This window comes from Halodesulfovibrio sp. (assembly GCF_015482765.1).
Taxonomy (GTDB): Bacteria; Desulfobacterota; Desulfovibrionia; order Desulfovibrionales; family Desulfovibrionaceae; genus Halodesulfovibrio.
The window spans coordinates 20443-34452 of the sequence record NZ_JADMLB010000070.1 but is presented as its reverse complement, the minus strand read 5'-3'; the positions used below and the strand labels follow the sequence as shown (position 1 = coordinate 34452).

The following is a 14010-nucleotide window of genomic DNA, read 5'->3' as shown; positions in this document are numbered from 1 at the left end:
ATAGCAATTCGACATCTTGCAGCCTGATGTGTGTACGCAACGGCAGAACCCTTACATACGCAGGCACAGGTTATATTATTGTGATTAAATACCGGTTGTACGCTTATACCGGTAGGGCTTCAGGAAGGGGGCTGGCTTTCTTACTGTACGCGCCGTGGGTGGCTGCTTCATAAAACAAGAGTAAGATTACAGCGGCAGGACCGCACCGGATTTTTACCGGATTTCCTTTGCGCCTTTCGGCTCCTGAAGGAGTATTCTTTGGGTGCCCAAGAGCTAACAAAAAGCCTGTTTTGCATCAAGTATGGAGTTGTAAATTTAGGGTAAATTCACATGTTATCCACAGCTTAGCCTGTTGAATTGTATGGAGTATTTTTTTTACGCACAAATTCATACCTCAGAGTTTCGTAAACGTGATTGATTACTCACTAATTGAGCCTTACATTGAGGTGAAAATCGCTCTCAAAGCCCTGCAAACTGTGACTTGGGTTACATAAAAAGGACTAAAAAGCGGTTACACTCAGGTGTTGTATTATTCTAATTAGTTGTGCTTTAGCTTTTAAAAAATGAGCAAAATGTGTAAAAAGTGGTGTTGTCACTTTTTTCAAAAAGTAAACGGATGATTGTCGAGTCATGTTGTTACCGTTTGCTGTTTCGGATATGGTGGCAACACCACATAATTACGTTCGAAAAACAGGGAGATACAATGAGAGCATTGGTACTGGCGTTGAGCCTTCTGCTTGTTGCGCAGGTTGCTATGGCAGCTCCTCAAGGAGGAGAAGACGATTCTGCAAAAGGAAACTACAAAAATAAAATCCAGTGCGGATATCTGGCACTGGAAATGCGTAACAATGAGGCTGCAAAAAATTACTTTGTTGAAGGTGAAGCAATGTTCAAAGAGCAGAATCCTGAAGCCACAGAAATGGATATGGCTAAGGTATTTGCGTATGAACGTGGCTTCCTGCACGGATATTTAGCCAGTCAGATGGGCGCAGTTTCATCAATGGAAGACGTGAACAACGTATTCAAACATGCGTATGAAAAAATGTGTCCTTCATCTTCCGGCAAGCCGCAGCTGAAAGAGAAGAAAAAATAAGCTGAAAAAAATCCAATTACAAAACGCCCTGTATTCAAATCGAAACAGGGCGTTTTTGTGTGCGTTATCATATTTTTTTAATCGTACGCGCTGTCGAAGAGCGTTCTTTTGTATGCTGCGCGAGTAGCATAGCTACGAAGCAGCTTCATTGTGCGCTGCAGCAGTTAGGGGCTGGACTTCTACGGATGAATTTTCGCTTACGATTTCTTCCACCCGCGTCCACGATGGCGTTGCGGAATATTCCGCATACCCTGAAGAATTTCGCATGGAGCCAGACGCTGATTTCGCAGCAGTCGATTATCAAGAACAACCACAAGACCGGAATCTGTTTCACGTCTGATGAGCCTGCCGACACCTTGCCGGAATTTTATGGCAGTTTCGTACCGATAGCGCTCCCAGAACACACCGTCCTGCAGAAATCGTTTACGTGCATCCATTAACGGGGAGTTGGGAGCAGGAAACGGCAGGCGGGTAATGACAACCTGTGTCAGCGTGTTTCCGGGAAAATCAACACCGTGCCAGAACGTTTCTACACCAAAGAGCACACTTTCGCGTGTTGTTCGGAATTCTTCAATAAGTGCGGTGGCAGGCTCCCCTTTACGCTGAAAGAGTAACGGGTAGCTTCCGTCATAGGTTGCTTCAAGATTCTTACGAAGAGCTTCTAAATCTTCATAGCTGGCGCATAACACCAGCGTTGCGCCGTCGTTGTATTCAATCAGCTTTGGAAGCACGGCAAGGGTGTATTCCAGCCATTGTTTTTTATATTCATAAAGAGCACTGGGTGCATCAGCAGGTACTACTAATGAAAAATCCGGTACAAACGGCGGGGCAACTCGGGCGACGAAGCATGGTTTGGGCGGAGCTTCAGGATCAGAGAAAAAGACCCTGTCCCCTTTACCCAGCCCGAGAGTGCGGCGATACGGTGTAAAACTTGCCTGATGCGTAAGTGTCGCCGAAGTCAGAATAATAGTATCGCGCTGTTTGATGATGGTTTCCCGAATAAATGCGCCCATGTAGACTTTTCCGCCGCACAGTAACCAATTGCGGGGAAATACGTGGATAGAGCTCCATGTACCGTCCTCATGCAATCCCTTGCGAATGGAAGTCAGGTTTGCACTGACTTCTTGCAGCAACGTCCGCATGGTGCGGCAGCGGGATATAGTTTTGTATCCCATGGGGAGTTCTTTGGCTTTTTTTCCCGTAAAGAATGCTGAAAAATCTTGAATGCGTTCCAGATGTTTCCCTAGGATTTCAAGATCTTTTGCAGCGTCGCCTTTGGTAAAAGCTTTGTGTGACGCGGTAACTGGAACTGCCCCGAATGCTGCTCCCTGATTCATCTGCTTGAACTGGTCGCGCAGGGCGTCGATTTTTGTCATGGTGTACGCAATTTCACTGACAACAGCTTCTGCCTGATGCTCTACAGCTTCGGGTGTTGACGGAGCCATAATAAGCTTGCGGCATTGCTCGCGCAGGTACCGGCAGTAGAACACAATGTCCGATGTAGAAACTTCAGGACTCAGCGTTGTACGCACGGCATCTTCAAAGTGGTTTGCTTCGTCGATAATGCAGTGTTTGAAAAGATCGCTCAGCTGCGGATCGTGTTCCATCAACACCAGTTTGTTGTGGTTGGTAATCACCAGACGTGATTGCGCAGCCTCAGCAGTGACAATGTTCCCCGGACACTGTTTGTGCGTGCTGTAACAGCCGTTTTTTGCAGAAACTTCCTGAGCAATGTTGCTGAGTGTCCGCCCTTCATCAAAATATGCCCGCATACGCGGCGTCATGTCATCTAAATCTGCAATACGGTAGTGGTAGCAAATGTTGGCAAAGTAGAGCCAGCAGAGCATCTCCAGACCATCCATAAGCGGCGAGAGAATATCGTTTAGTTTCTGAGCGCAGACATAGTTGGACTTCCCTTTGATGAGCGCCACAGGGATATCGTCATACTGTCCGAATAACTCACGACAGGAATCCAGCTCGTTTCCGTAGAGCTGCTTTTGCAGACTTTTGGTGTAGGTCGCAATTGCGACGCGCTGAGACGGGTTGCGTTTAAGAAATTCCATGACAGGAAGAAGGTACCCGAGCGTCTTGCCCGTGCCTGTTCCTGCTTCAATGCATGCCACTGCATTGGTGTTGATGGCGTGTGCCACATGGGAAGCATATTCGACTTGCGGCTGGCGTACAGAATATCCCTTCCGCTTGTGAGCAAGCTGCTCGTAAAGTTGTTGAATGTCGTCTTCAGGCAGTTCATGGAAACCATCCTGCTGAACAGACTCTTTTTCTTTTTTAGGAACAGTATCAAGGAATTGTTGCCAGTCTGCTGAATCAGGTTTTGAAGCAGGGGTAATGAGAGAACTTCCGAAGTAGCCGCCATAGTTTTCAAGCAGATGACAACAGAATGTTCCGAAAAGCGTGTTGCTGGCGCGAAGATAATGCCGCAGAGCGCAGGCCGCGGGAAATGATGTATCGTTGAGCACTGTGCCGAAGAGATGTTCCAGCAGCTTTTGGCAAAGCTGTGCACCTTCCAGCGCAGAGAAGCTAACTTTTTGACGCTCCTGTTTGTGGAGATATTCCCAGAGCGATTTCGCAGTGGCAGCACCTGCCCATGGCATGAAATAATCTGCAAGCAGAGCGGCATCAATAATCCGTTCATTGTTGCAAAGAGGCTCCAGAGAAATAATGTGCCCGTTAGGAACATACCCCACCACGTGCTCAATTCCTTCCAGAAAATCTTGAAGATGGCCGGAAACCGTAATTTCATCAGGCGCATTGCGAAGTTTTGACTCACTTAACTGGGAATGAGCATACTCCCGTGCGCGAAGCTTTTCAGAGCGGATATGTGAAGTGAACTCACTGACAGTGGCATCTTGTGTAATACGCAAGGCAGCAACGGAGTAAATTCTCTTTTCACCGTTACTGAGACTTCGTTCATGTCCGAAGACAATGGCGATATCGTGAATGGGGTTCATGAAAGGGCGAAACATTCCTTTGACATACCAAAAGCAAACAAGCCTGTCAGTTGTGATTTGCGGAACGAACCTTTTACACAGATGAATTTCGGTCTTTAAAAAGAGCTAGCTGGAATAAATATGGAAAAACCTGCCTCGCTGCCTTTGTGCTGTGAAGCCGCCGGACAGTAAAGCAGGTTTTCCTCGTGGACTGGGAAAGGGGCAAAATGCCTGCTTTCCGCATATGTTGTAGCCTACTTCCGTATAAGGAGAGGCTTTGCGAGACTTTTGAAATGCGTTCCGTGTTCATGAGGTGGATTGCGCCATAAATGCCCGCTACGCAGAAGTAAGTCATCAGACGCTTTCGGCCCCCATGATCCCGCAGTGTACGTATGTAAAGGCGCCTTTTCAGGCTGTTCTTCCCAGAAGGTAAGAATAGGATCGATTATCTTCCATGCTGCCTCAACACCCTCGCGAGAAAGGAACAGTGTCCTGTCACCGAGCATGCAGTCCAGCAGCAGGCGTTCATATGCATCCTGAGGAACAGTGTCGAACACTTCATCATACTTAAAGGAAAGTGAAAGACTCGCCATACACGTTTTCGGCCCCGGCTGTTTGGTGTGGATGGTAAGATCAACACCCTCGTCCGGCTGAATTTTCATCACCAGAATATTAGCCGGCATCTCATGTTGTGATTCAAAACCGAAAAGGGAATGCGGCACGCGTTTGAACGTTACCGCGACTTCAGACTCACGCATATGCATGCGTTTGCCGGAACGCAGATAAATCGGCACACCTTGCCAGCGCCAGTTGTCGATATACAGTTTCATTCCCACAAAGGTTTCAGTGGTAGAATCAGGCGCGATGTTCGCTTCTTTTCGATATGCAGGAACCGTTTCACCGTCGAGATCTCCCGCCGTATACTGCGCACGGACAATGTTATCTTTCAGTGTGCGTTCAGACCACGGACGTATGGCTTTAAGAAGCTTTACACGTTCTCCTTGAACATATTCAGCTTCAAACCGTGTCGGAGGTTCCATGGTCACAAGGGAGAGCATCTGTAGCATATGATTCTGGAACATATCACGCAGACAGCCTGCCTGTTCATAATATCCGCCCCTGTGTTCAACACCTACAGACTCCGCCACGGTGATCTGAATATTATCGATGTACCGCTGATTCCAGAGCGGCTCAAACATGATGTTTGCAAAACGGAGCATTAAAATAGACTGCACCGTTTCTTTGCCGAGATAGTGGTCAATGCGGAAAATCTGTCGCGGACTGAGCATGGAGCATAGATGCTTATCCAGCTCAAGAGCAGATTGTAGATCGTGCCCGAACGGCTTTTCAAACACCACTCGCGCCCACGGCTTTTCATCTTCTCCTTCAGTCGTCAGGCCGGACTGCGAAAGACGGCTGACAACAACCGGATGTAACTGCGGCGGCAGGGCAAGGTAAAAGAGTTTGTTTTCTTTTTTAGTAAAATCAGAGTCGCAACCGGTCGCCTTTTTCTGAAGCCGTTTGTAGGCTTCAATGTCACTATAATCGCCGGAAGTGTACCGGCAGTTTGCAACAAAGGCATCAACCATTTGCGGATCACTGTTTTCATGCGCATCAGCAAGTGCTTCGCGAACTCGTTCCCGAAACGCATCATCCGTCATTTCCGTGCGCGCAAACCCTAAAACATAAAAAGTGTCCGGCATCAGTTTGCGCAAGTAGAGATGGAAAAGCGACGGAAGCAGCTTTCTGTAAACAAGGTCGCCTGACGCACCGAAAATGATAATCCCGCAGCCCTCAGGCTTGCTTTCTTCACACGGTGCGTGTGATGGCGTCATAGTGGCTTCAATGTTGGGCATCATGGCGGTTCCTATTCTTTTTTAACGGCGTGTCCGCCGAACTCGTTACGCAGGGCAGCCAGAACTTTGTTTGAATACACGTCTTCCTGACGTGACTCAAAACGTTTGAATAACGATTGAGCAAGCACAGGGGCGGAAACGCCGTATTCAACACTGTTAAGCACTGTCCAGCGGCCTTCACCCGAGTCATCAACATACCCGCGGATTGAAGAAAGATCAGGGTCACGTTCATACGCAAGAACCAGCAGCTCCAGCAGCCAGCAACGTACAACACTTCCCTGTCCCCACAGGTCGGCAATGCCGCCAAGATCAAGCTTGTCAAAAGGCCCGTTGCGCATAAGGTCAAACCCTTCGCCAATAGCTTCCATCATGGCATACTCAATACCGTTGTGAACCATCTTTACAAAATGTCCGGAACCTACAGGGCCTACATGTTTCCAGCCTCGAGGAGGCGCAAGCGTATCAAAAATAGGTTTTGCCCGCTGAACATAACGATCTTTTCCGCCGACCATAGTGCAGTAGCCGACTTTCAGTCCCCATACGCCGCCGGAGACTCCGGCATCAATGTAGCCGCATCCTTTCTCAAAGAATGCTTTGGAGTTTTCCTGATCATCTTTCCAGTAGGAGTTACCCCCCTCAATGACTAGATCATCCGGTTCCAGAGCGTCTAAAATTTCTTTAAGCGCCATCTTGGTCACGTTACCGGAAGGCAGCATGCACCAGACCGTGCGGGGGCCGGTTAATTTCTGTACTGCCTCTTTAATTGTTTGTGCACCTACAGCACCTTCGCTTACCATTGAGGCAACTTTATCCGGCGAGCGGTTCCAAACAACAACTTCATGACCGTCCTTAAGAAGACGGCGCGCCATATTCATTCCCATCCTGCCAAGACCGATCATTGCTATCTGCATACGAGTACCTCTAAAACGTAATTGGTTCAGATTGATGACAACCCCGAATCACGCTGCCTGTTAGAACGTTTGACAAACTCAATATAAATACGGACGCCACTGTTTGAATCGTGCTGTACAACGAATGCACGTACCGTATACCCAGAATCTGAAAAGCCGCGGCAGCTCCGATATCCGGAAAAACAATCCACTTTACAAAATACGTGAGCTGCGGGGTTAGTGCAATCTGTAGTCATGATAGATGCAGGCTTTCATGGCACCCTTTGTACTCAGAATTGTGCTTTTCAGCGTAACAGCCTGTTTTTACAAGTCAGGACGTAAATTTGTCAGCTAAAACACTTCCTGCTATGCTCCGCTCATGCGAATTGTCGTTCTGTCAGATATTCATGCAAATTATGAAGCCCTTACTAGTGTGCTACATGATATTGCCCATACTTTTCCAGATGTTTCCGAGAGAATTTCTCTTGGTGATATCGTCGGCTACGGGCCAGATCCTGAGCTGTGCGTTGCAACCGTTCGGGAACGCGGTATTATTTCTGTTGCCGGAAACCATGAGCTTGGTGTCGGGCGCAGTAAATATCGATCCTGCTTCAACAAGCAGTCTGTGGAAGTGGTGGATAAGACAGCGGCACTGCTTTCTGAACAATCCATAGAGTACCTTCGCACACTTCCCCTCGTGCTTTCTTTGCACGGCTCCCTGTTTGTTCACGGCTTACCGCCACGTTCCGCATTCCAGTATATCTGGGAGCTGGACGACGAACGGGTGCTCCTAAAGTTCTCCCGTTTTTCAGAGCAGATTGCCTTTCTCGGGCATACCCATGAACTGGGACTGGTTCGTGCTGCGGATGGCGAAGTGGAGCGGAGCGACCTGAAAGAAGGCACATACACCCTCGATTTTACCAGCCGCTACATGATTAATGCCGGAGCCGTGGGCCAGCCGCGTGATGGCGATCCTCGGGCGAAATATTTGGTGTGGGACACAGACACTCACGAACTCATTGTACGCTGCGTTGCGTACGATCCCACAGAGACTGTGGCAAAAATGAAAGAACGCGGATTGCCGGAACGATACGCAAGGCGTTTGCTGCCATAGTCAACAGGAATACGAGATGAAAATTGGACGTTATACGGTGTGCGGCCTGCTGGGCAGAGGCGGCATGGGGGCTGTATTTAAGGCCCGCCAGCCTGTGACCGGACGCATAGTTGCCCTTAAGGTGCTGAAGCCGTCAGATATGATGGAGCTTTTGGTTGACGAGGAAGAGCTTGTTGCCCGTTTTGAAGCAGAAGCGCGCATAATGGGGAAACTGGATCATCCGAACATCGCAGCCATTTGGGATTACGATGTGGCAGACGGTACTCCTTTTTTCATCATGGAGTATTTTTGCCGTAACCTCGGTATGGTAATCGGAGAAAGTTACAGGGTGGAAGCCCCGACACGAAAACTGCCGCTTACCACCGCAGTTTCTTATGCTTCCCAGACTCTGGATGCCTTGTACCGTATGCATCAGGCAGGCATTGTTCATAGAGATGTTAAGCCGTTCAACCTGATGATTACAGGGCTTGATGAAATAAAGCTGATTGATTTCGGGTTATCCCGACTTCGTGGTGAAATGATGCCGACCTCAGCCGCCAAGGGCGAGCGTATCGGTTCACCATACTATGCTGCGCCCGAGCAGGAAGCTGCACCGGACAGTGTAGACGGCAGAGCAGATATTTTTTCTGTGGGTGTTATGTTGTACAGAATGCTCACAGGGGTGTTGCCTACGGACGAAGCTCTGTATACAAATAATATCGTTCCGCGTGCCAGCCAGTATTCTCTTGATCTTGATGCGGAGTGGGATGCGTTTTTTGACACAGCAATGGCGTATGATCGGGAAAAACGCTTTGCAACAGCAAAAGAAATGCGTCTTGCTCTGGATGTGCTGGTAGAAAAATGGCAGGAACGGGTAGAAAATGAATGCCGTTTTATTGATGAGTTTGCGGAAACGCAGCCGTGCCCGACAGACGCCCCAGCGTTGCGCACAGAGCCGTTGAAGGTTCGTCTCCATGATGCGCAGAAGACGTTCCGGCTGGATTCCTTATGGCGTCCGGATTGTGCGGGGATGGCAGATATCGTGGACAATGAAGACGGAACCGTGACGGATGCCGCTACAGGAAAAATGTGGCAGCAGTCCGGCAGCGAATTTGCATGTACATGGGAAGAAGCCCATGACTATATTGCAGGGCTGAATGAAAATAAATTTGCTGGCTACAATGACTGGAAATTACCTACTGTGGATGAATTATCGTCACTAGTGCAGGAACCACCGGAGCTTGGAGCCTTTTGTGTGCCTCAGCTTCTGGACAGTGCTCAGGATACACTCTGGACGTGCGATACAAAGTCGTATATGGCGGCATGGTTTGTGAGTGCATCGATGGGCTTTGTCGGCTGGCAGGATATGACATGCCAGTTTGCAGTCAGAGCGGTGCGCGGGTAGACGAACTATCCATACAGATAAAAAAGGAGACCTAACATGGGTCAAGAAATACAGAAAGAATGTACCCGCTGCGGTACTTGTTGTGCCAAGGGCGGGCCGGCTCTGCACAAAGAAGATATTGAGTTATACGAAAAAGGGGTTTTTCAGCGTAAAGACCTTATGACTTTCCGTCGCGGTGAGCTGGTGCGTAACAACGTAACCGGTCATCTTGAACCGCTTCAGCAGGAAATCGTAAAACTTACCCGCCGTAACGAAACTACTTGGACTTGTTGCTTTTTTAACGTGGTAGACCGTCTTTGCTTCATCTACAATGACCGTCCTGCAGAATGTAGAACTCTGGACTGTTGGAATCCTGATGCACTTCAGGAAATGTATGAAGAAAACCGCATCACACGTTATGACATTCTCGGCGACAACAACGGCTATGCTGAACTTGTGCGCATGCATGAAGAAAAATGTGGTTACGAGTACCTCGGAACCATCTACGAACGTATGAAAGACGATCCTTCTGCAAAGGAAGAGTTCCTCGAGGCTGTTCGTTTCGACATGGCATTCCGCAAGGTTGTTCAGGAAAAAGCAGGCGTTCCGGCAGCAGAAATGGAATTTCTTTTCGGTCGCACCCTTGGTGAAACCGTACATATGTTCGGTCTGCGTATTGTTGAAACTGAACACGGCCCTGAGCTTGAGACACTTACCGAGAAAAAAGCTAGCTAGCTCCTTCTGGAGGACTGAATGTACATAGTTACTGGTGGCGCCGGTATGATCGGCAGCGCTATGATCTGGAAGCTCAACGAAATGGGCATCACAGATATTATTGTAGTGGATAATCTTGCTTCTACTGAAAAATGGAAGAACCTCGTTAACCGTACCTACGAAGAGTATGTTCATCGCGACACATTCCTCGAAATGGTTATGCACGACCAGCTTCCATGGGAAGTTGATGCTGTAATCCATATGGGTGCGTGTTCTTCTACTACAGAAAAAGACGCAGATTTCCTTATGGAAAACAACCTGCAGTACACCAAAGCGATGTGCGAACTTGCGCTTATGAACAACGCACGCTTCATTAATGCAAGCTCCGCAGCTACCTACGGCGACGGTCAGTTTGGTTTTGAGGATTCCCTTGAGACTATGAACAAACTGAAGCCGCTGAACATGTACGGCTATTCTAAACAGCTTTTTGATCTCTGGGCAGATCGTACCGGACGTCTTGATAAGATTGCGTCCCTTAAATTCTTCAATGTGTACGGTCCTAATGAGTACCATAAAGGCAACATGATGAGTGTTGTGTGCAAAGCGTTCTCTCAGATTGGCGAGACAAAAGAGATGAAACTCTTTAAGTCTTACCATCCAGATTACCCGCACGGCGGTCAGAAGCGTGACTTCGTATACGTAAAAGACTGCGTAGAAGCCATGTGGTGGCTCCTTGAGAACCCGCAGGCAAACGGCATTTTCAACTTTGGTACCGGCACAGCTCGTACTTGGAACGATCTTGCCAACTCAGTATTTGCAGCAATGGATATTGAACCGAACATCAGCTACATCGAGATGCCGGAAATCCTGCGCGGTAAGTACCAGTACTTTACAGAAGCACCAATGAAGCGTCTTCAGGATGCAGGTTGCCCTGTAAAATTCCGCTCCCTTGAAGAAGGGGCAAAAGACTACGTACAGAACTACCTTGCACAGGAAGATCCGTACCTCTAGTAAGTACCTGTTCCCCTGCGGCTAGACGGGGTGGGCAGTCATTGAATGTAAAAAGGTTGAAGCTGATATCAGCTTCACCCTTTTTTTGCCTTTGCTAAAGAGTCTTGCCGCCACAGCGTACAAGACACATGGTGACTGGTTCACGCAGGATGATACCCTGCTGGATCATGTCACAAAGTTGGTCGGAAAATGCATCAAGCTTTTCTTTATCGTCCACAATGCGGATAATGACCGGAAGGTTCGAATTACGTCCCATCGGTTTTTCCTGACTTACCCGTTTACCGGCGCCATAGCCCATAATACCTTTGTTTACGGTAGCACCGGCAATACCTGCTTTTTGTGCTTCTTCTACAATTGCACGATACAGCGGTTCGCCATTGTGGGTTCTATCTTCATCAACAATGCATGTGATACGTTCTACCTTTGCGCATTCTTTCATTTATGCCTCCGTGGGAGCTGCTCTAAACGTTGCGTTGTATGGGAAAAATACGTGCGTATTTTTTTTCGGATAAAGTTCAACGAATACCACTCCACCATACCGTTTTTACAGCGTTGTATCTGCTATATTAACGCAGTAAGGAGTTTCTTTGTATTCTCGGCAGGAAGAGAATAGTTGAGAGTCTACATGGTTTGTCGATAACATTCTGTTATTAAAAAGAAATGTGTGATAATTGTAGAGGCATTAGAACATGTATTTTTTCAGACGGGCGCAGTAGGCAATCATTTGTATCAGCCTGTAAAAATATCGTGACGTTTTGACATGAAATTAACGCCATACCCGATGGAGAATACCGCAATAGAATGGATGTGTCGTAATGGGGTATGGGGCGCTCTATGCACAATAAAAAACGGTCAGCATGAAATTCATGCTGACCGTTTTTTTCAGGTATATAGGCAGAGGAGATTATCCTTTGCGTTTAAACATTTTTTCAAGGTCATCAATAGTGAACTGTAAAACTGCAGGACGTCCATGCGGGCAGTATGTTTTATCCGGAGTGGCAAGCCATTGGGCAATAAGACCGGCAGCTTCATCTGAAGTGAGTTTTTGACCGGCTTTAATAGCGCTTTTGCAGGACATCATTGCCCATACATCTTCCAGTGAACTGATTTGACCGGAAAGCAGTTCGCGCAAAAAGTCTTTAGCTTCAGAAGTCTCCAGTGCGTTCGGGATTCCTTTTACTCGTACTTCCGTTTCACCGGAGGTTGCTAAAGAGAATCCAATTTTTTCCAGATCACTCCACATTTCCTGTAGTCTGCTCGCCTCAGACGGGTGGAGCGTCATACTCATCGGCAGAGCAAGGAGCTGTGAATGTCCTTGGGACGCATCACGCTTAATGCGTTCGTATAAAATTCGTTCATGAACTGCGTGCTGATCCAGCAGCACCAGTTTTTGGTTACGCTGGCGGATAATCAGATATGTATCTGCCAGTTGTCCAAGATACGTCAAATCGCCAATGGTTACCGCGTGTGACTCTTCTGGTTCAACGTGCGGTTCAGGGTGTTCTGGTGCAGAAAGTTCTGTGTCGACTGCGGCGTTCACATCTTCAGCGTATGCATGCGTTGGCGGAGCAATGGAAAGATCGACCTGTTCAACACTGCCGTTGCTGAGTTCTTCTATTTCCAGTACCGGCGCATACGGTGCAGGTTCCTGCGCTGTGGACGGGGTAAAGTTTATAGAAACAGAACTCTCGTGTTCTGTTGCAGGCTCAGCATGTGCTGTATGCATAACTTCCGTTTCATATCCGGTAGCTTCTTTAGCAGGGGTTTTCCCGATAACGCTATTGTCGTCTGCCGCACCCCAGAATCCAGTGGGTTTCGGTGGCGGCGTGTGAATGTCCATAGATGCCTGTGCGGGCTCAGGAGCTGCTTTTGCAGGCGCAAAGGGATCAGTACCTGCTTCAACCTGTTCCAGCACAGTGAGGTCATCCAGAGCGCGCTCAACGCCTTTTCTAACGGCAAGGTAGACGCTGTTTTCATCCTGAAAACGGACTTCATTTTTGGCAGGGTGGACGTTGGCGTCAACCAGTTCAGGTTCCATTTCAAGGAATAGGGCAATCTGTGGATATTCTTTGCTGAGTAGGCGTCCTTTGTAGCCGTCACGCACTGCACGCATAAGCAGCCTGTCGTTGACTGCTCGACCGTTTACCCAGAACAGCATTCTGTCAGCACGAGGCTGGGCTTTTTGCGGGTGTCCGGTTAAGCCGCGAACGGTGTATCCGTCACGGGTGAAGTTTAATGGCAGGAGTGATTCTGTAATTGCAGGCGGCCACAATGTAGCAAGGCGATCACGCAATGTCTGGTTTTGGGGAAAACGCCAGACTTCGCGTCCGTTGTTGGTGAATGTGAACCCGATTTCTGGACGTGCGAGTGCAAGGCGCGACAGCATTTCCTGACAACGCTTTGTTTCAGTATTTTTTGTTTTAAGAAATTTGAGGCGTGCCGGTATGTTGGCAAACAGATCGCGAATTTCAACCACTGTCCCCTGATGGAGTGCCGCAGGCCCTTGGTTGATGGTGTTGCCGTGTTCCACTTTGATAAAGAAAGCATCTGCCGGCGTGTTAGGCTCTTCCGGTGCAGGTGCGGAGGTGATGGTAAATGTGGAGACAGAGGCGATGGACGGCAGGGCTTCACCGCGGAACCCGTAGCTGCCGATGCTTATCAGTTCTTCAAGATTGGAGACTTTGCTTGTTGCGTGGCGGGTGACAGCCATTTCCAGTTCATCCTGCGGGATGCCGTGACCGTTGTCCCGTACCTGAATAAGAGTTTGTCCGCCTTCTTCAATAGTGATGTCCACATGTGTGGCTCCGGCATCAATGCTGTTTTCAACGAGTTCTTTCACAACAGAGGCGGGGCGTTCCACAACTTCACCTGCGGCAATCTGGTTGCGCAGGTCTGATGGCAGCACTTGAATCTGGCGTCTGGTATCAGTTTTCTGTGTCATACAAAAATCCATTCTACGGGGCGGTTACAGTTTAGAACTGACGGTTCTATAATTCGTGTACTGAAATAGTCATGCTTTGG

10 protein-coding genes and 1 riboswitch are annotated in these 14010 nt (G+C 48.4%); of the genes, 5 read left to right on the top strand and 5 right to left on the bottom strand.

What is annotated here, in order from left to right; all coding sequences use genetic code 11:
- Positions 1-104: 104 nt before the first annotated feature.
- Positions 105-262: riboswitch (cobalamin riboswitch) on the bottom strand.
- A gap of 441 nt (positions 263-703) precedes the next feature.
- Positions 704-1093, top strand: a complete 390-nt coding sequence (locus tag QZY95_RS13195) for a hypothetical protein (RefSeq protein ID WP_290924285.1) — start codon at positions 704-706, stop codon at positions 1091-1093.
- Positions 1094-1290: 197 nt separating this feature from the next.
- Here the strand turns inward: QZY95_RS13195 and QZY95_RS13190 are convergent, their stop codons facing one another.
- The 3 genes from QZY95_RS13190 to gnd all read right to left on the bottom strand — a co-directional run bounded on the left by QZY95_RS13190 (position 1291) and on the right by gnd (position 6808).
- Positions 1291-4062, bottom strand: coding sequence for a helicase C-terminal domain-containing protein (locus QZY95_RS13190; RefSeq protein WP_290924283.1), 2772 nt, complete (start codon positions 4060-4062; stop codon positions 1291-1293).
- 233 nt (positions 4063-4295) lie between these two features.
- Positions 4296-5900, bottom strand: coding sequence for a glucose-6-phosphate dehydrogenase (gene zwf, locus QZY95_RS13185; protein WP_290924281.1), 1605 nt, complete (start codon positions 5898-5900; stop codon positions 4296-4298).
- A gap of 8 nt (positions 5901-5908) precedes the next feature.
- Positions 5909-6808, bottom strand: a complete 900-nt coding sequence (gnd, locus tag QZY95_RS13180) for a phosphogluconate dehydrogenase (NAD(+)-dependent, decarboxylating) (protein WP_290924279.1) — start codon at positions 6806-6808, stop codon at positions 5909-5911.
- 358 nt (positions 6809-7166) lie between these two features.
- On the opposite strand from gnd, the gene QZY95_RS13175 reads away from it, so the two are divergent.
- The 4 genes from QZY95_RS13175 to rfaD are packed head-to-tail and all read left to right on the top strand — an operon-like array spanning position 7167 to position 10989.
- A complete protein-coding gene (locus tag QZY95_RS13175; RefSeq protein ID WP_290924276.1) occupies positions 7167-7901 on the top strand; it encodes a metallophosphoesterase family protein in 735 nt (244 codons plus the stop codon).
- A gap of 16 nt (positions 7902-7917) precedes the next feature.
- Positions 7918-9285, top strand: a complete 1368-nt coding sequence (locus QZY95_RS13170) for a DUF1566 domain-containing protein (RefSeq protein ID WP_290924273.1) — start codon at positions 7918-7920, stop codon at positions 9283-9285.
- Positions 9286-9321: 36 nt separating this feature from the next.
- Positions 9322-9999, top strand: coding sequence for a YkgJ family cysteine cluster protein (locus tag QZY95_RS13165; protein WP_290924270.1), 678 nt, complete (start codon positions 9322-9324; stop codon positions 9997-9999).
- 18 nt (positions 10000-10017) lie between these two features.
- The gene (rfaD, locus tag QZY95_RS13160; RefSeq protein ID WP_290924268.1) at positions 10018-10989 is read left to right on the top strand and encodes an ADP-glyceromanno-heptose 6-epimerase; all 972 of its coding nucleotides are present in this window, start codon (positions 10018-10020) and stop codon (positions 10987-10989) included.
- A 94-nt stretch (positions 10990-11083) separates the two neighbouring features.
- Here the strand turns inward: rfaD and QZY95_RS13155 are convergent, their stop codons facing one another.
- Together QZY95_RS13155 and mutL are read right to left on the bottom strand one after the other, a co-directional pair.
- Entirely contained in the window at positions 11084-11428 is a 345-nt protein-coding gene (locus QZY95_RS13155; RefSeq protein WP_290924265.1) for a DUF190 domain-containing protein, read from the bottom strand.
- Positions 11429-11893: 465 nt separating this feature from the next.
- Positions 11894-13930 carry a DNA mismatch repair endonuclease MutL gene (gene mutL / locus QZY95_RS13150; RefSeq protein ID WP_290924262.1) on the bottom strand — a complete coding sequence of 679 codons (2037 nt, stop codon included), beginning with the start codon at positions 13928-13930 and terminating at the stop codon, positions 11894-11896.
- Between the last annotated feature and the right edge of the window lie 80 nt (positions 13931-14010).